This is a genomic window from Hyalangium sp., from assembly GCF_035629615.1.
In the GTDB taxonomy this organism is placed as follows: Bacteria; Myxococcota; Myxococcia; order Myxococcales; family Myxococcaceae; genus Hyalangium.
The window spans coordinates 1-20521 of the sequence record NZ_DASPHO010000365.1; the positions used below are offsets into that span (position 1 = coordinate 1).

General features: G+C 68.8%; 13 protein-coding genes. 6 read left to right on the forward strand and 7 right to left on the reverse strand.

Going from position 1 to position 20521, the window contains the following annotated elements:
* Positions 1 to 275: 275 nt before the first annotated feature.
* The gene (locus VD972_RS18690; RefSeq protein ID WP_324988857.1) at positions 276 to 1712 is read right to left on the reverse strand and encodes a sigma 54-interacting transcriptional regulator; all 1437 of its coding nucleotides are present in this window, start codon (positions 1710 to 1712) and stop codon (positions 276 to 278) included.
* Positions 1713 to 1827: 115 nt separating this feature from the next.
* On the opposite strand from VD972_RS18690, the gene VD972_RS18695 reads away from it, so the two are divergent.
* From VD972_RS18695 to VD972_RS18705, 3 genes are all read left to right on the forward strand, one after another.
* The gene (locus tag VD972_RS18695) at positions 1828 to 4611 is read left to right on the forward strand and encodes a CHAT domain-containing protein (protein WP_324988859.1); all 2784 of its coding nucleotides are present in this window, start codon (positions 1828 to 1830) and stop codon (positions 4609 to 4611) included.
* Between the two features lie 34 nt (positions 4612 to 4645).
* Positions 4646 to 5467 (forward strand): hypothetical protein, encoded by an 822-nt coding sequence (locus VD972_RS18700; RefSeq protein WP_324988862.1) that lies wholly within the window; start codon positions 4646 to 4648, stop codon positions 5465 to 5467.
* A gap of 123 nt (positions 5468 to 5590) precedes the next feature.
* Positions 5591 to 7852, forward strand: a complete 2262-nt coding sequence (locus tag VD972_RS18705; RefSeq protein ID WP_324988864.1) for a protein kinase domain-containing protein — start codon at positions 5591 to 5593, stop codon at positions 7850 to 7852.
* Here VD972_RS18705 and VD972_RS18710 read toward each other — a convergent pair.
* Both VD972_RS18710 and VD972_RS18715 read right to left on the reverse strand, forming a co-directional pair.
* Positions 7822 to 9552: a glycosyltransferase family 39 protein gene (locus VD972_RS18710; RefSeq protein ID WP_324988866.1), complete on the reverse strand. Its 1731-nt coding sequence runs from the start codon at positions 9550 to 9552 to the stop codon at positions 7822 to 7824. The genes VD972_RS18705 and VD972_RS18710 overlap by 31 nt on opposite strands.
* A 108-nt stretch (positions 9553 to 9660) precedes the next feature.
* Positions 9661 to 11355, reverse strand: coding sequence for a sulfatase-like hydrolase/transferase (locus tag VD972_RS18715; RefSeq protein WP_324988868.1), 1695 nt, complete (start codon positions 11353 to 11355; stop codon positions 9661 to 9663).
* Between the two features lie 237 nt (positions 11356 to 11592).
* Between VD972_RS18715 and hflK the strand changes: the two genes are divergently transcribed.
* Both hflK and hflC read left to right on the forward strand, forming a co-directional pair.
* Entirely contained in the window at positions 11593 to 12657 is a 1065-nt protein-coding gene (gene hflK, locus VD972_RS18720; protein ID WP_324988870.1) for an FtsH protease activity modulator HflK, read from the forward strand.
* A complete protein-coding gene (gene hflC / locus VD972_RS18725; protein WP_324988872.1) occupies positions 12654 to 13592 on the forward strand; it encodes a protease modulator HflC in 939 nt (312 codons plus the stop codon). The genes hflK and hflC overlap by 4 nt, the downstream gene beginning before the upstream one ends.
* Before the next feature lie 18 nt (positions 13593 to 13610).
* Here the strand turns inward: hflC and VD972_RS18730 are convergent, their stop codons facing one another.
* The 4 genes from VD972_RS18730 to VD972_RS18745 are packed head-to-tail and all read right to left on the reverse strand — an operon-like array spanning position 13611 to position 18764.
* On the reverse strand, positions 13611 to 16013 hold the full coding sequence (locus VD972_RS18730) for an efflux RND transporter permease subunit (protein ID WP_324988874.1): 2403 nt from the start codon (positions 16011 to 16013) through the stop codon (positions 13611 to 13613).
* A complete protein-coding gene (locus VD972_RS18735) occupies positions 16010 to 16864 on the reverse strand; it encodes a cupin-like domain-containing protein (protein WP_324988875.1) in 855 nt (284 codons plus the stop codon). The genes VD972_RS18730 and VD972_RS18735 overlap by 4 nt, the downstream gene beginning before the upstream one ends.
* Entirely contained in the window at positions 16861 to 17529 is a 669-nt protein-coding gene (locus VD972_RS18740) for a TVP38/TMEM64 family protein (RefSeq protein ID WP_324988877.1), read from the reverse strand. The genes VD972_RS18735 and VD972_RS18740 overlap by 4 nt, the downstream gene beginning before the upstream one ends.
* The gene (locus VD972_RS18745) at positions 17526 to 18764 is read right to left on the reverse strand and encodes a GNAT family N-acetyltransferase (RefSeq protein WP_324988879.1); all 1239 of its coding nucleotides are present in this window, start codon (positions 18762 to 18764) and stop codon (positions 17526 to 17528) included. The genes VD972_RS18740 and VD972_RS18745 overlap by 4 nt, the downstream gene beginning before the upstream one ends.
* 545 nt (positions 18765 to 19309) lie before the next feature.
* Here VD972_RS18745 and VD972_RS18750 point away from each other — a divergent pair.
* The coding region (locus VD972_RS18750) for a hypothetical protein (protein WP_324988881.1) at positions 19310 to 20521 on the forward strand (1212 nt) is incomplete at its 3' end.

The following is a 20521-nucleotide window of genomic DNA, read 5'->3' on the forward strand; positions in this document are numbered from 1 at the left end:
AGGACGGCCAGCAGACTCGCAACGGTGATGATGGAAAAGACAGACGACGAAATCGCAGAACACAAGCGCTTCATGGTGCCCCCCCTCACAGATGTTTCTTTCTCGCGTCTTCCCGGCACTCCGGGCTGAGACAGTGCTGGCTTGTGCACAGCCCGAGCCAAGGAGAGCCCGCGTGGAAGTCCGAGCACTTGCAAGCGGCGAGGGCCGTGCGTCAGCGCGCCCTTGCGCAGGGGTGGCTCCGGCTTGCGCGAATTGCGCAACCTTTGCTCAACAGGCTAACGGCTGCGCGGGCGCGGGCCCGGTATCCCATACATCTTCAGCCGCGTGACGAGCGTGCGCCGCGAGATGCCCAGCACCTGCGCGGCCCGGGTCTGGTTGCCCGCGCATTGCTCCAGCGCTTCCAGGATGCGCTGCCGCTCCAGCGCCGCGATGTCCTCGCCCAGCGTCCCGCTCGCGGGAGCTGATGAGAGAGCAGGCGAGCCAGGCGACGTGGGCTCCAACTCCTTCGGAGCCGGCTCCAACACCTTCGGAGCGGGCTCCAATACCTTCGGAGCGGAGTCGAACACCAGGTGCTCGGGCTGGATGGCCTCGCCCCGGCAGAGGACGAGGGCCCGCCCCATGATGTTGCGCAGCTCCCGGATGTTTCCGGGCCAGGAATGTCTCTCCAGCAGGGACTGGGCCTCCGGCGTGAGCCCAGGGGCCGAGCGCTTGTTCTCAGCCGTGGAGCGCTCGATGAAGTACCGGGCCAGGGAGGCAATCTCTCCCACCCGCTCGCGCAGAGGGGGGATGTTCAACGTGAATCCGTTGATACGGAAGTAGAGATCCTTGCGGAAGGTGCCGCGTGCCACACACGCATCCAGGTCCTGGTGGGTCGCCGCGACGAACCGCACGTCCACGCTCTGCGGCTCGAGGCCTCCGACACGCAGGACTTTGAGGTCCTCCAGCACCCGCAGCAGCTTCACCTGCAAAGACAGGGGCATCTCCCCGACCTCGTCCAGGAAGAGCGTCCCACCATGGGCCCTCTCGATGAGCCCGGGCTTGGTGCGGACAGCGCCTGTGAAGGCACCTCGCTCGTAGCCGAACAGCTCGCTCTCCAGCAGCGACTCCGAGAAGGCCGCGCAGTTGATGGGCACGAAGGGGCCCTTCGCTCGCTGCGAGCGGAGGTGGATCGTCTCCGCCAAGAGCTCCTTGCCCACGCCCGTCTCCCCGAGCAGCAGCACGCTGATAGGGCTCTGGGCGACCAGGCTTGCCAGCTCATACAGCCGCTGCATGGAAGGGTCGCTCACGACGGGCTGTGGCGCGGCCCCCTGTCCGTTGGAGGTGAGGGGCGCGGACACGGGCTGGATGACGATGACCACCGAGCCGAGCTGCACGGGGGTGAAGGGCTCGATGGTCATGGGGGAGCCCGAGAGCAGGCGGATCTCCTCGATGCTCCCGGTTCCTCCCCCCCTCTCCCGGGAGACCCGGAGCCGGGTGCCATTCACGCTGCCGTGGTCCTCGAGGGTGAAGGAGGTGCCCACGTGGAGGGTGGCATGACGACGCGAGACCGAGGGCTCCTCGATGCGGATATGGCAGGCCTCGCCGCGTCCCAGGGTGATGCTCCCCTTCGGCGGCAATGGATAGCTGCGGACCTCCCCCAGCACGAAGGCAAGCAGTGAGAACCGGTCCCCGTCGGGACCGGCACTGTCCGACGGAGGGTTGCGCTCTGCCATGGACGAGCCTCTCATGTGAGGCGCAATGAGACCGCACTTATCCACCCCCACGCAATGACTGTCAGCGCCAGTCTTCAGGTTGTCGGCCGAGCAAGGGAGCAGAAGGTCCGCCCGCATGAGAAGTTCGAAGCCGATGGATGCCCGCGCCACCGGCGCCAGGAACCGGCCGCCCCTGCGTTGGGTGGCCCTCATCACCGCCGCGGCCTGCCTCCTGGCGCTCGTCGCCGGCGCGCTCGCCACCCGCTCTTCGGGCTGGGAGGCGGACCTCTGGCGCCCGTTCGAAGCCGAGCGGCGACTCGAGGCCCGGCTCACCTTCCCCGCCGCGGATGAGTACCGTCCCCTGGGTGCGCAGAAGAGAGCAGAGCCCCCCGCTCCCTCCGCGAGGCTTCCCCTGGAGGCGCTGGCGCGGCTCGAGCGGGAGGGCGACAGCCGGGGCCTGGCGGCCGCATACCTCGTCCGCGGGGACCGCCACCTGGCGGAGCAGGCGTTGGAGGCCCTTGCCGCCCAGGAAGACACTCCCGAGATCGAGACGGACCGTGCCGCCGCGCTCCTGCTCAAGGGCCTCCCCGAGCAGGCACTCCGGAGGGTGGACCGGGTGCTGGATCGCTCGCCGGATCTGCCCCAGGCGCACTGGAACCGCGGGCTCGCGCTGATCGGGCTCGAGCTGCCCTCGCTCGCGGCCAGGAGCTTCTCCGAGGTGGCCCGGAGGAAAGAGCCTGGCTGGAGTCAGGAGTCCTCACGGCGCGCGGAAGCGCTCCAGGCCCAGGAGCAGTCCCGCCAGCAGCGGTGGAAGGCCTCCGAGCAAGCCTCGCGGGAGCTCGTCGCCACGGGGCAGTGGCCCTCCTCTCCCCTCCTCTCGGAGGCACCGTCGAGCCTCCGCCTCCACTTCTATGACGCCGTCCGGACCCGCGTCTCTCGCGAAGAGGTCCTGGCGCTGCTGCCGGTGGCCCGCGCGCTCGACCTGCAGGCCGGGAGCGGCGTGCTGGAGCAGTACCTCCAGCGGATCGCCGCGAGGGACTTCTCCCTGCGTGCGCCCCTGGCCAGGCAGTATGGGCAGCTCCGGGAGTCCCGGTTCCCCGCCGCACAGCGAGAGGGCTTCATCGCCGAGCTGCTCCGCTCGTCCGAGGATGACCTGCTCCTGGGAGCGCTCATCCTGGCAGGGGTGGCGACTCGCCACCTCGAGGTCTTCGAGGCCCGCGCGCTGGCGCTTCAGGATCCCTGGTTCCAGCTGCTGGCGATGCAGGAGCGGGCCAAGGCCTCCCTGGCCCAGGGCGAGCCGGCGGAGGCCCGGCGCATCCTCCAGGAGGCGCTGCAGCGCTGCGCTCCACTCGAGTACAGGTGCCTGGCCATCCAGGCGGATCGAATCACCCTGGAGAGCCAGGGGGTGAACCTCGACGAGGCCTGGAAGCTCGCGGAGCAGGGACGGCGGCGGGCCCAGGCCTCCGGTGAGTGGCTCAAGGAGACCGAGTTCCTCGGCCACCTTGCCCAGATCGCGCGGCTCCGCAACGATCTCACGCTGGCGCGCGCGTACCTCGGGGAGCTCATGGAGAAGCGGCGCGGGGATGCAGCGTTCGAGCGGTACGCGTACCAGAACCTGGCCCACCTGGCGATCCAGGAGCTGCGGTTCGGCCGGGCCCGCGCCGAGCTCGACCAGGCGCTCGCGACTGGCCTGCCCCTCACGTACACGGGCGCGCTCGCGCTCTCGGAGATTGCCCGGCACCACCCTTCCCCTGGGGATGAAGCGGCCATGGCCCGCGCGCTCTCGGAGGCCCCACCCACCCTGACGCCGGGGCAGCAGGCCCTGCTCCGCCAGGCTCACGAGCTGCTCACCCTCAAGCGGGACCGCATGAAGGGCCGTGCCGCCCTGGAGGAGCAGCTCCAGGAGACGGCCCCTGGCGGACAGCTCCCCAAGAGCGATGACCTCCTTCGCGTCCGGACCTACAGCTTCACCGCACTGATCTTCGACAGCGCCAGGGCGCGTGAGTACCCGGCGGTCCTGGAGCTCTTCGAGCGGGAGCTCGACACGAAGATCCCCGTGCGATGTGCCGTGGCGCTGGCAGAAGACACCGAGCGCAGCCTCCTCGTCGTCCGGGGCGCCACCGGCCAGCTCCTCGGCTACTCCGAGGGGGCTCGACAGGCACGGCTCCCGGTCCACCTCGGCGGCTTCGTCCCGGAGGAGGCTCTGGAGGCGCTCCGGAGCTGCGAGAAAGTCGAGGTCTTCGCGAGGCCTCCGCTGCATGGCCGCGCGGGACTGCTGCCCACCGGGCTCGCCTGGAGCTACCGCACCCGCTCGGGGCCTCCGGCGCAGGTCCCCTCGAGCCGAGCCATCCACCTCGTGGTGAAGGACGTGGCGCTCTCCCCGGAGAGGGCCTCCGAGCTGGGGCAGCTGAACCCTTGGAAGGCGGCCTTCGCGGAGGGCGAGGAGCGCCGGATCCTGGAGGGCTCCGAGGCCACTCCGTCCCGGGTGCTGTCGGCCATGCGAGACGCCACCGAGATCGATCTCGTCTCCCATGGGGTCATCAGCCCTTCCTCCGTGGAGACCTACCTGGTGATGGCCCCGGAGGCCGGGCGCGATGAGCTGAGCGCGTCGCGCATCCGTGACCAGCGGCTGGAAGGTGCTCCCCTGGTGGTGCTCGCGGCCTGCCATGGTGCGCAGGCCGCCCCGGTGCTCCACCAGCAGCGGAGCCTCCCCAGCGCCTTCATCCAGGCAGGTGCGCGCGCGGTCCTGGCCGCCACCGAGGCGATCCCCGACCAGGAGGCGGGAGCCTTCTTCCAGGCGGTCCGGGAGCGCATCCAGAGGGGGGCGTCCCCTGCCGTGGCGCTCCGGGACGAGCGGTTGAGGTGGCTGGAAGGAAAAGAGGTAAGAAACTGGGTAGAGGGCGTCCTCCTCTTCGACTGACTCGCGGCGTCAGCCGCGCAGAAAGGACCACGACATGTCGCGCTCTTCCCGCACCGATCCGTCCCCTGAGTCCGCCGCGATGCCTCCGGACATTGACACCCAGCCCGTCGAGCCCCCTCCTTCCCCGCCAGGAGGAGACGGAAACCCCTACATCCCGCCGCGTGTCAACCGAGCGCTGGGGGCCTGGGAGGACTTCACCTCGACGGGAGTCGTCAGGGGATGGGCGCTCGACCCGGATTGGCTGGAAGGGTCCATCGAGGTGTACTTCTACGTCGACGGGCTCATGAGCGCGGCGACCTACGCTGGGCCGCCGAGCCGGGCCAACCTGCCGGGAGAGCCCGGGACGCAGGGCGAGAACCATGCCTTCTCGTGGAGGATCCCGGATCGCTACCGTGACGGCCACCCACACATGCTCTACGCCTACGCGATCGACTTCTCAGGATTCAGAGGCGACAGTCCCCTGATCGGGCAGAAGGACTTCCTCCTCCAACCCGGCAACACGCTTCCGCTCGGCTCCCTCGAGCAGATCGACGGCGCGGGCGTGGTGAAGGGATGGGCGCTCGATCCCAACTCTGAGCTCGAGCCCCTCACGGTGTCCCTCTACGTGGACGGCCTCGACAAGCAGCAGCGAGCCGTCCTCGCCGGACAGGTGCTGGCCCACCTCCCCAGGCCGGACGTCAACGAGCTCACCGGCTGCCGGGGAGGTCACGGCTTCGAGTGGGCGATCCCGCCCCAGTTCCGCGACGGCCTGGGCCACACCCTCCAGGCCTACGCGACGGACACCACGACCCAGGTGCCCATTGCGCTCGCCGGCTCGCCGAAGACCTTCGTCCTGACGCCCTCCGAGGAGCTGTAACCTGCCGCCCAGGAGCGCCCCGCCGCTCCGGAGAGCGAGTCCCCCACTGGGAGCTCCGGGGTGGCTTGGACGCGTGCGCCCGATGCAGTACCATTTCACGGACTTCCTCCTCGGAATGCCTCCGTGAAACAGGTCCTGGTTGCACTCGCACTCGCGCTCGTGCACACCGCCTGTAGCGCCGAGACCACGCCCCTCTCAGGGCACCAGGGCGTCGTCGACCTGACGACCTGGAGCTTCGACCTTCAGGGGCCGGTGGCCCTCGACGGCGAGTGGGCGTTTGACTGGCAGCGGCTCGAGGAGGGGAGCGCACCAGAGCGTGCTCCCGACGGCTACCTCCCCCCGCTCATGTGGAAGGGGCGCTCCGTGGGCGGCACCCCGCTGCCCGCGGAGGGCTACGCGACCTTCCGGCTGAAGGTGCTGCTCCCCCCCAAGCCTCAGCACCTGCTCCTCGCCACCAGCCCGGCCGACAGCGCCTATCGCATGATCGTCCTGGACGGGCGGGGCGAGCCCTTGAGCATCTTCGAAGCTGGCACCGTCGGCACCACGCTCGAGACCACGCGACAGCTCGCGCGCCCGGGGCGGATCCCGATCGAGGCCGCGAACGAGATCACCCTGGTGCTGCAGGTCAGCAACTTCCAGATCGCACGCGCGGGGCCGTGGTCGCTCCCGGTGCTCGGTGACCGGTTCACGCTCGAGCGTGAGTGGAAGTACGAGCGCTACATGGAGCTGATCGTCGGCGGCATGTTGATCATGATGTCGCTGCACTTCCTGACCCTGTTCTTCTTGCGCCCCAACGAGCGAGCCCCTCTCTGGTTCGGCCTCTTCTGCTTCTCGTTGGTCGGGCGCATCGTGCTGGTGGGCCGCTACATCGAGGAAGCCCATCCGGAGACTGGCCTCGGCATCCTGCTCCTCCGTCTGGAGTACTCCAACCTGCCCGGGATCATCCTGTTCTTCGTCCTGTTCCTGGCGGAGATCTTCACCATCCGCCCCCGCTGGTTCGTCCGGGCGACGATTGTGGCCTGCAGCGGATTCATGATGCTCGCCTTCGTGACACCGCCCCAGGTGTTCACCGCGTGCCTGAACGCGCTTCAAGCGTTCTTGCTGTTCGGCATGGGGTGTCTGGCCGTGTCGCTCGTGCTCGAGGTGTTCTACGACAAGAACCGGCTGGCCCTGGTGATGCTGGGCGCGCTCACGATCTTCACCGGCACGGTGATTCACGACGTCCTCGCCACGCACCAGATCATCAACAGCAGCTTCAGCGCACACTCGATCGGTGGGATCTGTTTCCTGTTCATCCAGTCCTCGCTGCTGGCGGCGATCAATCACCGCATGCGGCGCGGCCTGGAGGAGGCGACCGCCCAGCTCGGTGCACAGAACCGGGAGATGGTCCTCCTCAACGAGGAGCTCCGCGCGCAGGTGGCGATCCGCTCGCGCTCGCTGGCGGGGACCCTCGCGGCGCTCCTCGCGGCGAAGCCACGCTTCATCGAGCCCAAGCCGGGCATGAGGATCGGCAAGCGCTATGAGCTCGAGCAGCACCTGGGCACGGGTGGAATGGGCATGGTCTTCTCGGCGAAGCGCCTCACGGACCAGCGCCACGTCGCGCTCAAGCTCATCTCCAGCGACTACGCGAGCAACCCGACGGCGCTCGCCCGGCTCGCGCGAGAGGCCGAGAGCGCGGCCGCCATCGACCACCCGAACGTCGTGCGCGTGCTCGACATCGATCTGGACGAGCAGGGCACGCTGTTCCTGGCCATGGAGCTGGTGGACGGCCGGAGCCTGGAGGATCACCGCTCGCGCTTCGGCGACCTCGCGTGGGCGCTCCCGCTGCTCCCCCAGCTCCTCAGAGCGCTGCAGGCCATCCACGCGGGCGGAGTGATCCACCGCGACCTGAAGCCGAGCAACATCCTGCTCGCGAATGGAGTCGTGAAGGTGGTGGACTTCGGCATTGCCCGACCGATCCGGGAGACGCGGTGGGGCTCCATCACGGTGGAGATGTCCAGCGAGAGCTCCGACGAGGTGCAGCTGACGCGCGACGGGAGCATCCTGGGCTCCCCGTTCTACATGGCCCCCGAGCTCGCCGAGGGAATGGCGAACTCGTCGATCGCCTCGGACCTCTTCTCATTCGGGTGCATTGCCTACGAGCTGCTCAGCGCCAGGCGTCCCTTCGACAAGCCGCTCGTGCTCGAGGAGCCGGGCGCGCGGCGGAGCCAGACTGCGCCGCCGCTGCTGACGTGCTGTCCGGGCGTCGACGAGCAGATCGCGAGGCTGATCGATCGATGCCTGGGACCGGCGGACACCCGGCCGTCGACCGAGGAGCTGCTCGCCGCCTTCGCAAAGGCCTCGATTCCTCCCCCTCACTTCCCACTGGGGAGGCTCAAGGCCTGACGCGAGTACACGACTGCAAAGGGCTCCTGCTCGGACGAGGGCTCGGCGGACGAGAGGGTCGCGGCATTCAGGCGTCGCTTCAAGCTGACGATGCAGGGAGTCAATCCTCTGCAGGGAGGCAGATCCGGGAACCGCTTCCGGATCTCGTAGCGATGCACCAGCTTGGGGTCGTACTTCCCTTGTACGACGAGCTGCTCGAACGGCCAGTACTTGGTGATGTCGAGCACCATCAGCTCCGGCTGCAGGTTGTTCAAGTGGCCCGACATGTCCTCCGCCGTCGAGCCGAGCTGGAACGTGTTCCGGAGGTTGGAGGAGGCCCCGTCCTGAAGAGGAATGCTGACGGAATGGAGCACTGAGCGTGCGTGGCCCTCGAGCTGGCTCGCAAGAGCATCTCTCAGGCGCACCGCGTCCGTGTGCTTGAAGGTCACCGATCTGGCGACGGTGTCCACCGCCTCCAGCGTGTTCCTGAAGAAGATGAGCACCTGAGCGAGCACCATCCCTACAGCGGCCGCCGCGGCCACCCTCCTTCGGAGCGCGACAGGACTTGAATGCGCGTACTGGACCAGGAAGGTGATCCCATACACAACCACCAGCACCAGGAACGGATAGATCGGGTAGAAGTAGAGGGGCGTCCTGGGGGTGTAGACCGACGCTGTCAGCCAGAGGGTGAAGGCGATGTTGTAGACAGCCACGAGCCGCAGTGTGCGCACCGCCGGGGAGCTCTTCGTCAGGCTGACTCCGCACGTCACCACCGAGGCGATGAGTCCCATGAGCAAGACATAATCGGCCGAGATGATCTCAGAGAACCACTCGCCCATGTTCTCTGCCAGCGTGGCACGGCCATTGAGCCCGTGCAGCGCCTTCAGGTAGAGCTGGGTGTCGAGAAAGGATCGCGGCGAGAAGAGGAGATAGGGGTTGAAGACGAGGACGCAGAGTGCCATCCCGCCGACTCCCATCCCGATGAGCTTCAAGGCACTGCTGAGACGGAGGGAGCCTCCCTTCGAGAGGTGGTCTCGCAGGGCGATTCCGGCCGCCATGGCCGAAGGAACGGCCATCAGCCCAAAGGCTTGTTTGCTCAGCGCGCCGAGCGTGATCGCCAGGAGGACCCCGAGAATGTACCGGACTCTGCCCGTCTCGAAATAGGCATGGATGCCCAGGAACGCAGCGATGGAGCAGGCCATCCCCGCGGGCTCCGGGTGGACCTCATATGAGAACGTGACGAAGGGCCCTACGGCGGCCGTGGCGACGACGATGGCAATGCTTGCCAGCTTTGACTTCGTCAGCCTGAAGCTGAGCCGCTGCAGCAGGATGAGCGCCAGCACCGAGAAGGCCAGCGTCACCAGCCGGGCGGTCACTGCGAACACGGGGAAGGAGGTGGACGGGTGGATTCCGACGACCCACTTGTAGAACGCGAATGGCCAGAAGATGAAGAAGTAGAAGGAGCCGCCGTAGACCCGCGTGTGGAACGTCGCGGAGTAGTTGTAGAAGCTCGAGCTCTCGGTGAGCTCGAGGAGACTGGTGACGATCGAGCCGCTGTCGATCCACTCGGCGCTCATCAACGCCAGATCGGCGTTGTTTGCCAGGAGGCCGCGGAGGCCCGGCGCCAGCAGCAGGACGTACAACAGGACATTCCAGCCCGTCAGCCGGGTGCTCGGTGGGGGCGGCTGGGTGATGTGCTCGAGAGCGGGTTCGTCCTGCATGCGTTCGGAAGGTAGTTCAGTCCGGCGGGGACTGCAGTCCCATTTCGAGCGCCCGCCCGTCGAAGCCCAGGGAGCACCCCGGGTCTCGACGGGCCCCAACACCGGGTGTCAGTCCCGCAGCGGCCCCTTGGCGGTGCCCGCGTCGCGGTTGAGCGTCCGAGGCAGCAGCCGCTTCTGCCTCCGCTGCTCCTCCAGCACCTTCTCGAGCGCGTCGCGGATGTCCTGGGGCAGCGGAGCCCTGGAGAGGGCACTGCAGCGATTGTGGGTCTCCAGCGGATCCTCGCTCAGGTCGTAGCACTCGTACTCAGGAGGGATGAACCGCGCGGTGGCCACGCCGTCGGTATTGCCCGGGTTGCCAGCGTAGAACCGGGGGTTGTCCGAGTAGCGGCTGTACTTCCACAGCGTGTCTCCAGAGAGCGCTGGCAGGCGGGTGATGACGGTCTCGATGTGCTTGGGCTGGATGACGGGGCTGTAGGCCTGGCCCGTCAGGCCGTTGGTCATCTGGACGCCGGCCTCCACGTTGTCGTCAGTCATGAAGTAGATGGGCTCGTGCGGCGGCTCCTCCTTGCCGAGCACGAAGCCCGAGAGGTCTCTCCCGACCAGGGGCTGGGCTTCGGAGTGGCTCATGGCCAGCTCTCGCCGTGCCGCCTCCGAGTCGATCTCCGCGAGCCCCAGGAGCGTCGGGAGCAGATCCACGTGCGACGTCACGAGCTCCGCGGCCCTGGGCTGGGGGAAGAGCTGAGGGTTGGAGATGACGAAGGGGACGTGCAGCGTCTCTTCGTAGGCGTTGTACCACTTCTGCATCATGCCGCCGTGCGAGCCGAGCATCTCTCCATGATCGGACGTGAGGACGACGATCGTGTTCTCGAAGAAGGACGTGCGCTTGAGCTGCTCGTAGACCTTGTGGATGTGTTTGTTCACCTCGGCCATGAGGAAGTAATAGAACTGCCGGTAGGCGGGCGTGTCGCGCTGCGGCAGGTACACGCGCGGGTAGGCGTAGACGTAGTCCTTCTGGCAGCGCGGCTTGCTCTCGAGCGACTCGGCGGCCGTCGGCGCGGGCACCACCTCGGGCAGCTTGCCGCTCTGCTGGAGCTGGGCGAACTCCTGGAACCAGGGGATGCCGGAGAAGACGATGTCGTGCGGGTTGACGAAGGAGGCGACGATGAGCCAGGGCACGGTGGCCTCGGAGGCCGCTTGCTGCTCGAGGTCGCCGAGCAGGCGGCAGACCTGATCGGCGAAGCCGGGGTCGCGCACGGTGCCGTCGTTGGACTGGGCGGAGCCGTGGGGCTCGGGGCCGATCCAGCCAGAGAAGCCGTATTTCTCGAGGCGAGCGGCCTCGTGGTAGAGCGCGATGCGCTCGGGGTACGCGGTGCCGCTCACGTCATTGCTCATGAGGGCGGTCTGCGTGCCGGGGACGAGGAGATCCTCGTCGGAGAGGTGCCACTTGCCGCGGTAGTGGGTCTGATAGCCGCCCTTGCGGAAGTACTCGCCGAGCGTGGGGACGGTGTTGGGGGTGAGCCAATACATGTCCGGGTCGAAGGACGACTTGCCGATGCCGGGAGTCTGGCTCACGCCGTGGAGCGAGGGGTACTGGCCGGTGTGCAGGGTGGTGCGGCTGGGAGCGCAGGCGGTGGAGGCGGCGTGGTGGCTGAGGAACTCGATGCCGTGCCTTCGAAGCTCCAGGCCGACGACGTCGTTCTCGAGGCGGAAGCGTCGGGCCGCCTCATTCTCATAGGGAGGTGGGAAGCGCTGTTCGTCGGTGGTGATGACGAGGAAGTTGGGGCGTCTGCCGTTGATCTTCATGTCGGGGGCTCCTCCATCAGGGGGCGTGTCGAGCTGCCCGTCCGAACAGCAAGATGCGCGCCAGTGAGCAGGGGGCCCTTGGGTGAGCGGCTGTCGAGGAGCAGGCCCCGCCCCAACGTCAAAGAAGGACGCAAGCTCCTCCAGAACCGACGCAGCCTGATTTCGCCGCAACACACACCGTCGATTTCAGGTCGGTTTTGCTTGCGTCCTGGTGCTTTGCAGGCCAAGGACTTGGACATGGCATGGGACCCTCGCATCCTGAACTCCGACCCGAACGGGCCGGATCCCTCTGACTTCCTCCGTGAGCTCCAGGAGAGGTGGAAGCGCGGCCTCGGGCGGCGGTTGCTCTACCTCGCCCTGGGCCTGGTGGCGCTCCTCGGCGTGTTCACCAGCTATGCGCAGGTGGAGCCCGATGAGGTCGGCGTCATCCTCCGGCTCGGCCGCTTCATTGGCACCTCGGAGCCGGGCCCCCACTTCCGGCTGCCCTTCTTCATCGACCGGATCATCAAGGTCCCCGTGCAGCGGCAGCTCAAGGCGGAGTTCGGCTTCCGCACCGAGCGCGTGGAGACACGGACCACCTACGCGACGACGGACGTGGACCTCAAGCGCGAGTCCCTGATGCTCACCGGAGATCTCAACGTCGCCGTGGTGGAGTGGATCGTCCAGTACAAGATCAAGGACCCGTACAAGTACCTCTTCAAGGTGAAGAACGTGGAGGCCATGCTCCGGGACATCTCCGAGGCCTCGATGCGGGCGGTGGTGGGCGACCACTCCGTCAATGAGGTGCTCACCACGGGCCGCCAGACGGTGGCGACCGAGGCCAAGCTCCTGCTGCAGGATCTGGCGGATCGCTACGAGACGGGGGTGGACATCCAGCAGGTGGTGCTCCAGGACGTGAACCCGCCGGACCCGGTGAAGCCGTCCTTCAATGAGGTGAACCAGGCGATCCAGGAGAAGGAGCGCGCCATCAACGAGGCCTACGCTGAGCGCAACCGGGCCATCCCGCGCGCCCGCGGTGAGGCAGAGGAGGCGCTGCGCGCCGCTGAGGGCTATGCCATCGAGCGCGTCAACCGCGCCCGAGGAGAAGCCGAGCGCTTTACCCGCATCCATGACGAGTACCGCAAGGCCCCGGACGTCACCCGCCGCCGCCTGTACCTCGAGACGGTGAGCCAGGTGCTCCAGGGGGCAGGGCCCAAGGTGGTCATCGATGAAGCGACCAAGGGGCTCACCCCGCTCTTGCGGATGGACGGGCGGGATCCCGTGCCCGCCAGTGCGGCCAGCAAGCAGGAGGTGAAGCGATGAACCGCCTGGCCCTCGTTCTGGGCGCAGTTGCCGCCCTCGCCGTGCTGCTCGGCAACTCCAGCATGTTCACGCTGAGCGAGCACGAGCAGGCTGTGATCACCCGCTTCGGCGAGCCCAAGGGGCAGCCCATCACCGAGCCGGGCCTCCACTTCAAGCTGCCCATCGCCGACACGGTGAACCGCTTCGACAAGCGCTGGCTGGACTGGCGAGGTGATCCGAACCAGATCCCCACCAAGGACAAGAAGTACATCTGGGTGGACACCTTTGGCCGCTGGCGCATCGTCGATCCGCTGCGCTTCTTCCAGCGCCTGCGGGACGAGCGCAACGCGAAGTCCCGGCTCGACGACATCATCGATGGTGAGACGCGCAATGCGATCGCCTCCTCTGCCCTGATCGAGGCGGTGCGCTCCTCCAACCGCGCCTTCGAGGATGACGAATCCCACACCGAGGCCGAGCGCGGCGAGGCGCTGGAGAAGGTCATGATCGGGCGAGACAGGCTCACCCGGCAGATCCGGGATCGCGCCGCCGAGGTGGTGAGGGAGTTCGGCGTGGAGCTGGTGGATGTGCAGGTGCGCCGCATCAACTACGTGGACGAGGTGCAGGTGAAGGTGTTCGAGCGGATGATCTCCGAGCGGCACCGCATCGCCGAGCGCTCCCGCTCCGAGGGTATGGGCCGCGCTGCCGAGGTTCGGGGCCAGCGGGAGCGCGATCTCAAGGAGATCCGCTCGGAGGCCTATCGCAAGGCCCAGGAGATCACCGGCACGGCCGACGCCGAGGCGACGAAGATCTACGCCGAGGCGTTTGGAAGGGATCCTGAGTTCTACCAGTTCCTGCGGACGCTCGAGGCGTACCCGCAGGCGGTGGACGGCTCCACCACGCTGTTCCTGGGGACCGACTCCGAGTTCTACAAGTACCTGCGCAGCTCGAAGAAGTAGGAGTCCCTGGACGCGGGGTCAGGTCTTGGGGCTGCTGGGCTGGCGAGCGGGAAGCCGCTCCGCCAGGGCGAGCACCGAGGGGAAGAGCACCATGGTAGCCAGGAAGGTGCACAGGACCCCCAGCAGGGCGAGCTGCCCGATGGAGCGCATCCCTTCGTGCCGGGCCACCAGCAGCGCGCCATAGCCAGCGGCGTTGGCGAGCGTGGCGAGGATGGCGGCCCGTCCGGTGGAGCGCAGCACGTGCCCGAGTGAGCCCGGGCCCTCCTCGCGGTAGCGGTGGTACAGGTGCAGGGCGTTGTCCACGGCGATGGCCAGGAGGTTGGGCAGCACCACCGCGTTGATGAAGTTGAGCCGCACACCAGACAGGTGCAGGGCCCCTGCGAGGCTCAGCATCCCGAGCGCCAGGCACCCGGCGATGAGCAGCGCGGCGCGAGCGTCGCGCAGGCTGAGCAGCAGCACCCCCAGCACCACCAGGCCCGCCAGCCCCAGGACGCGGGGGCCATCCTCCTGCACCAGGGTGAAGATGCGGGAGGCCACCCGGTCGCTGTCCAGCACCACCACCGAGGTGCCTCGGGCACGCGCCCCGGCCACCACCTCGTCGAGCTGGCCAGCCCAGGCCTGCATCGCGCGTGTATCGTAGTTGGCGCGGACCGGAAAGAGCAGGACGAAGAAGCCCTTCCCATCCAGCGCTTCGAAGCGCCGGCGGACTTCCGAAGGGAGCTCCTCGCGGGTGAAGGGCCGGGCCTCCAGCAGGGGCAGGAGCTCAAGCACCCGGGGCTCGTCGAACACCGAGGGCGGCAGGCCCGCCACTCGCTCGCGCAGCCGGTCCAGCTCCGCCAGGTGCGCGTCCACCTCGCGCGGCAGGACGTCGAGGAGCGAGGCCGCGCGCCGCAGCTCCGAGCCTGTGCCGTGCCGCTGCTGTACCTCGGCCACCGCCTGGTGCACTGCCTCCAGCTCCTCGAAGGTGTCGACGAGGAGGATGGCGGGAGTGAGAGACGAGCCGAGCTGCTCGCTGATGTGGTCGTCCAGGCGCGTCACCGGTGAGTCGCCCTTGAGCCGACGCATGTCCGAGTCGAACTCCAGGCGAGGCAGCACCCCCCACGAGTAGCCAGCGAAGACCAGCACGGACAGGCCGAGCGCCATCGGCCGGGAGGCGGGCCAGGGCCGGCCGGAGCGCACGGCTCCCCCCGTCGGAGCCACGGCGGCGGGAGGCCCTGGCCGGAAGCGCTCGGCGAGCGAGAGGAGCGCGGGGCCCGCGACGTAGGTGGCCAGCATGGAGAGCAGCACGCCGGTGCCGGCCAGCAAGCCAAAGTGGCGGAAGGCCTCGAACCGCGCGAAGAGCAGCACGTAGAAAGCGGCGGCGTTGGTGATGGCCGAGGCGAACGCCCCAGGGAAGGTGGAGACCACCGCCACCTCCAGCGCCTCGCGCGCGGGCGCCTTTGTCCGCTCCTCGTGATAGCGCGCGGTGAGATGCACCCCGTACTCCAGCCCCAGCCCGATGAGGATGGCAGCGAGGAAGCCGGTGATGACGTTGAGGTGGCCGATGGCCAGCCAGGCCACCGCATAGGTGAGGGTGACGCTGGCCAGCACCGGCAGCCCCACCACGGCCAGCGCCGACAGCCGCCGCGCCGCCAGGAGGATGAGTCCTCCCGCTAGCAGCGCGGCCAGCACCGCCGCCCCCGCGAGGTCGCGGCGCACCACCGCATCCTCTTCCAGCCGGCCTACGAAGGGCCCGGTCGCATCCAGCACCACACCGGGATGGTCCCTCGCCACCTCCTGGGCGGTACGCTCCACCGCCTCCACCAGCCGTGAGGCGAAGTCGAGATCACCCGCGGCATCAGCGGCCTTCACCAGGAGGTACAGCTCGGAGCCGTCCTTCGAGGCGAGGTAGGGCGGGAGGGGAGCCTCCGGCAAGAGCTCCCGCTCGAGTGCTTCGAGGGAGGGTGGCTCCTCGTCCACCCGCTGGACGTGCAGCGGCCAGGCGCGCCGCCGCTCGTAGGCCACGCGCGCCTCGATCCCCGCGCGCAAGGCACGGAGTTGCTCCAGCGGCAGCAGCAGGAGCGCACGCTGGCGGAAGAAGTCGACATCGAAGCGGTATTCGACGTAGCGCACCTCGGGGAGCGCTTCGAGCCTTGGGGCAAGCTGCCCGGCGAAGCGCTGCAGCGCCGCGGGGGCGGCTCCCCGCACGCGCAGCACATGGTAGCCGTCACCACCGGCCTTCTCGGCCACGTGCTCCAGTTCCCGCACCTCCGGGGTCTCACGCGGCAGCAGCTCGAAGAGCGAGCCGCGGAACTCCAACCGCGAGGCCGCGAGGCCGCCCAGGAGGGTCAGGGCGGCACATGCGGCCAGCACCGCCCATGGGCTTCCATGGGCGTGGGACACGAGCCGCCGGGCTCCGGTGCGCCAGCGGGGTGTGCTCAAGTTCCGGCCTCTATCCCCCAGCCCAGGTGGCGGCGCAGGTCGCCGTGCCCACAGCAGGTGCAGCGGTTGCGCGCGTGGAGGCCGGCACGGTGGAGGAGCGCACGGATGTTCTCGTGCCACAGCCGCGCGCCGACAAACAGGTCCGGCGTCACCCACCACGCGTTGAGCGAGAGCGAGTCCTCCAGCGACACCACGTCATGCCACCAGCCTCGGGGCAGGAGGAGCACCTCCCCCGGGCCGACGACGGCTTCCAGGCCCCGGGCCCGCACCGCGAGCGGGTGACGCGCGAGGTCCGGCCGGGCGAGGTTCACCTCGCTGAAGACGGTGGTCCACTCGAAGACGTCCGAGGGGTAGAGGTGAGGCGAGTCCTCGGGGGGGAAGAGGATGAAGCGCTTGCGGCCGCGCAGCACGGCGTGGAGGTTGAGCGCGTCCATGTCGTAGTGCAGCGGGGTGTGGGCGCCCTGGCGACCCATCCACAGGCCCGTCTTCGGCATCCCCATCCCAGCAGGGAACAGCGGCCGGAAGTCGAAGTCGTCGCGCAGCCGGGTGGTGCCGCCGAGGACAGAGGCGTCATACGCGAAGTACAGCTCGGGCCCGCTGTCCGCGAGCGGGCCCCGGCCCTCCAGCCCGTCCACGTACGCCCCCAGGGTGGCCTTGAGGGCGTTGCGCCGGGTGTAGCGGTGCAGCCACACCTCCCGCTCGCCGCACAGGCCGCGGAAGAAGGCCGGCGTCCAATTGCGCAGTGCGGGCCAGTCGCCGATGGCCTCGGTGAGGACGAGGGGGCTCGTACGGGCGGCGAGCGCGCCAGAGGACAGTCGGGACATCCGTTCCACGGGAGTCCAGCGGTTCATCCAACCTCCGGCTGGGAAGCGGGCACGGCGAGCTGCCGGCGGGCCCACACGGTGAGGCCCAGGGCGCTCACCGCAGTGAGGGTGAAGGCCACCCAGGGCCAGAGTGGGCTGCCGGAGCCTTCGGCCATCCCCGCGGCGCCATGCCCGAGGAAGAGGAACAGGAGGGTGGCCGGCAGGCTCCCCACGGCAGTGCCGGCGAGGAAGGCGGCCGGGCGCACGCGCGTGAGCCCCAGGGCATAGGTGAGCGCGGCATAAGGGGCCAGCGGTGAGAGGCGCAGGAGGCACACCGCCCCGAAGCCGCCCTCCCCGAGTGCCTCGTCGAGGCGGGCCAGACGGGGAAACCGGGCCAGCACGCGAGAGAGGGGCTGGCGCGCGGCGCGGGCGAGGAAGAAGGCCAGGCCGTCCACGGCCAGGCTGAGGAGCACCAGCAGAGCCAACCCGCGCCAGGGCCCGTAGAGCGCACCGGCCAGGAGGGTGAAGGGGGTGGTGGGCAGCAGGAGGAGGGTGGCCACGCCGTAGCCGAGGCAGAAGAGCACCAGGCCCTGGGGGCCGGTGGAGCGGAGCGCCTCGAGTGCTGGCAGCGCCTTCGCGGCGAGCGGGCGCAGCAGCACCAGCGCGGCTCCCAGCGCCAGCAGCGCGAGGAGCTTCGGTGCGTGGCGTCTCATGGGCGCTCCCGGAATGGGTGGCGGGCCGTCCATCGCCGCTGGACGAGCGAGGAGAGGCGGCGGGCCAGCGGGTAGAGCACCGGCTCGCGGTGGAGGGTGAAGATGCGCAGGTCCACGGGCTCGGCGCCCAGGGCGCTCTTGCGCTCGAGCGAGGTGCGCCCCAGCAGGATGTGGTGGGCTCCGGTGAGGATGCCGTGCTCCACGTCATCGAGCAGCGCGTTGAAATAGAGCGCCAGCCGCTCGTTGTGCGCGTAGTCCAGGCCCACATAGTAGCTCTCCAGCTCGTCGCCCGCGCGCAGGCGCGTGTTGAAGGCCACGAGGCCTCCGTCGGAGAAGTAGCCGATGAAGTCGAAGTCGTCCCCCAGCGCCTCCTTGAGCTGGACGAAGTAGGAAGCGCCCACGCGCGAGGGGCGCAGGCGCGAGCGCTCGAAGACCGCGCCGTAGAGCGCCTCCACGCGGGGGGCCAGCTCGGCGATCTGCCCCGCACTCAGCGCGCGGCGCTCGACCCCCTCTCCCTGGCGGCGAGCTCGCCGGGCCTGGTGGCGGTACTTGGTGGTCAGGTCCGCGAGGTAGTCCTCGAAGCTTCGCCAGGAGGGGCTCACGGTGAGCACCATGGTGGGCTCGACCTGCACCGGATCGAATCCCGCACGCCGCAGGACGCGGGTGGCTCCCTGCTCGCCGGGCGCGAGATCCTTCACCAGCACCATCGTCAGGGAGGGCTCGCGCGCCTGGATCACTCCCACAGCCTCCGCCAGTGCGGACCAGGCTCGCTCCTCGCTGAGCTCGGGCCGCCAAGCGAACCCGTGGGGCCCACAGACGAAGAGGTTGCCGCAGATCAGGATCCTCACTCGCATGCGCTTCAGCACCCGCCGCAGCTGGGCGCGGATGAAGAAGGAGGCTCCGGCTTCTTCCGCTGCCGCTCCCTCGGGCAGGAGGTTGGGCCCGAAGCCGTCCATGCCGAAGTCCACGCACTGGAAGCTCGCCACCGCGACGGGCCGGCCCTCCTCGCGCACGAGCGCGTAGAGGAACGTCATGCGCTCTGGGCGGCTCTGCTCGAGGGCGCGCAGATAGGAAGGCTGGAGGAAGACGTGCGGAGGAGGGACCACCGAGCCCCAGTCCGCGTCCGGCAGGGCCTGGGCGGTGGAGAACAGCTCCAGGTGCAGGCCGCAGGCCATGCGGGTGCTGCCGGCGGGAGGGCTCGCCCGAGACAGGGGGGAGGGCGTTGCAAGGGGCATGGCTGGTCTCTGAGGATCCTCGTCCTCGGCGGCCCGGACAGCAACCGGCGTGCCTCTGGCCGGTGGCTCGCCAAGCCAGTGATTCTCCTCGGGGCCCCACGAGATGAGGTCATCGATGACCTGTGCAGGGGGTGGCACACTGCGCAAGAATGGGCCCCATGAACGTTCTGCTCCTGGACTCCACGGGCTCGCGGGACAGGACGCGGTGATCCAGGCGCTTGGGCTCGGTAAGCCGGGCGGCAAGCGGGCTCGACTGGACGCTCGCGCGCTTCGGAAAGGCGCCGTTGGTCAGCAACTGAACGACAGGTCCGACGACCCGCGCCTGCTCTGGGTGCGAAGGCCGGTCTGCCGGTCAGCTGAGGGGGACACGAGAAGCAGGAAATAAATGGGACGAAAATGGGCCCTCCTCGTCTCCTGGGTGAGAGGCCGCTCCGGAGGGCTCCCAGCCACCGGGGCGCGCTCCTCTCTTCCCCACTCTCCGTGCTCCATCGCGCCCGTCTGACGGTGAGCGCCCGAGGTCTACAATGAGTCTCCTTCGCAGGTTCATGCAGTGTGCAGCTCTGTCCGCAAGTCTGCTCGCCGCTCCAGCGCTGGCGGGCGCCAACGAGGTGGTCTGCCGCATCCCGTCCGGTGGCGCCGGCATCACCTTCGCGGACGAGAACACCCAGGAGCTGCGCGCCTGGGGCCCGGGTGGGCTCGAGGTGGCGCCGGACGGCTCCTTCTGGATCGCGGACACGGCAGCCCGGCGGCTGCTCCACTACAGCAAGGACTGTACGCAGCTGGGCATCATCGAGCTCAAGAATGTCGTCGGCGTCACGGACCTGGTCGTCACCAACGACGCCATCTATGCGCTGGACGTAGCGGCGGGCCAGCCCACCGTTCTGCACCTGAGCCCGAGCGGCGCCGAGTACGGCCGCTACCCGGTGGATCAAAGCATCACCGGCCTGACGGCAGGCGAGACGGGCGAGCTGCTGGTGGAGCGTCAGTTCGGCGCCAGCTTCGACCAGCTGCTGGATCGGAACGGCCGGCTGGCGAAGGCCTCGCTGCCGGGGCTGAGCCAGGCGGGCGTGCTCTACACCGCGCGCGCCGCGGATCTCTCCCAGAAGGAGGCGCACGCGGGAACGCTGACGGTGGGTGGCCAGCCGCTGGAGGTCTCCGTGCCCAATGATCTGGGCGGCCTGCGCGTGCTGGGCATGAGCAAGACCGGCGATGTGCTGGTGAAGCTGGAGGAAGTCGCACTCGTCAGCGACTTCCGCGTGGACCAGACGGTGCGCCGCTACAGCCACGAGGGCAAGCTGCTGGGCGCTGCCCGCGTGCCGCTGGCGAACCGCTACACCTACGTACAGTCCAACGTGGCCACCACCCCCGCGGGCGACGCCTTCATCCTCCACACCACCCGCGAGGGGGCGGAGATCCAGAAGCTCGTCTTCACCCAGGAGCTGCCGGCCGTCCTGCCCCTCGTCAAGGAGACCCGCGAGGACGTGGCACCCCCGAGCAAGACGTGCCGTGCCGCGAATGACATGGCGCTGACGGGCAACCACTTCACGGACTTCGTGCGCGGCTACAGCAACACCAACGTCAACGGCGCCTGCGCGGGCCGCACCAAGCCTCGCTTCCTGACGCAGGTCAACGTGGGCTACGCCGGCGTCGCCTATGATTGGGGTGGGTTCGACAGCGTGGCCACCTACGACAGCAACCTGTACGCGGGCTACACTGCGGGCGACATCAACACGGCGGGCGTGGAGAGCTGCTCGCGA

What these genes read in the sequence shown, in the direction of transcription:
- VD972_RS18710 (WP_324988866.1), bottom strand. Translation starts at nt 9,552, where the DNA reads ATGCAGGACGAACCCGCTCTCGAGCACATCACCCAGCCGCCCCCACCG.
- VD972_RS18695 (WP_324988859.1), top strand. Translation starts at nt 1,828, where the DNA reads ATGAGAAGTTCGAAGCCGATGGATGCCCGCGCCACCGGCGCCAGGAAC.
- VD972_RS18740 (WP_324988877.1), bottom strand. Translation starts at nt 17,529, where the DNA reads ATGAGACGCCACGCACCGAAGCTCCTCGCGCTGCTGGCGCTGGGAGCC.
- VD972_RS18715 (WP_324988868.1), bottom strand. Translation starts at nt 11,355, where the DNA reads ATGAAGATCAACGGCAGACGCCCCAACTTCCTCGTCATCACCACCGAC.
- hflC (WP_324988872.1), top strand. Translation starts at nt 12,654, where the DNA reads ATGAACCGCCTGGCCCTCGTTCTGGGCGCAGTTGCCGCCCTCGCCGTG.
- VD972_RS18690 (WP_324988857.1), bottom strand. Translation starts at nt 1,712, where the DNA reads ATGGCAGAGCGCAACCCTCCGTCGGACAGTGCCGGTCCCGACGGGGAC.
- VD972_RS18700 (WP_324988862.1), top strand. Translation starts at nt 4,646, where the DNA reads ATGTCGCGCTCTTCCCGCACCGATCCGTCCCCTGAGTCCGCCGCGATG.
- VD972_RS18745 (WP_324988879.1), bottom strand. Translation starts at nt 18,764, where the DNA reads ATGCCCCTTGCAACGCCCTCCCCCCTGTCTCGGGCGAGCCCTCCCGCC.
- hflK (WP_324988870.1), top strand. Translation starts at nt 11,593, where the DNA reads ATGGCATGGGACCCTCGCATCCTGAACTCCGACCCGAACGGGCCGGAT.
- VD972_RS18735 (WP_324988875.1), bottom strand. Translation starts at nt 16,864, where the DNA reads ATGAACCGCTGGACTCCCGTGGAACGGATGTCCCGACTGTCCTCTGGC.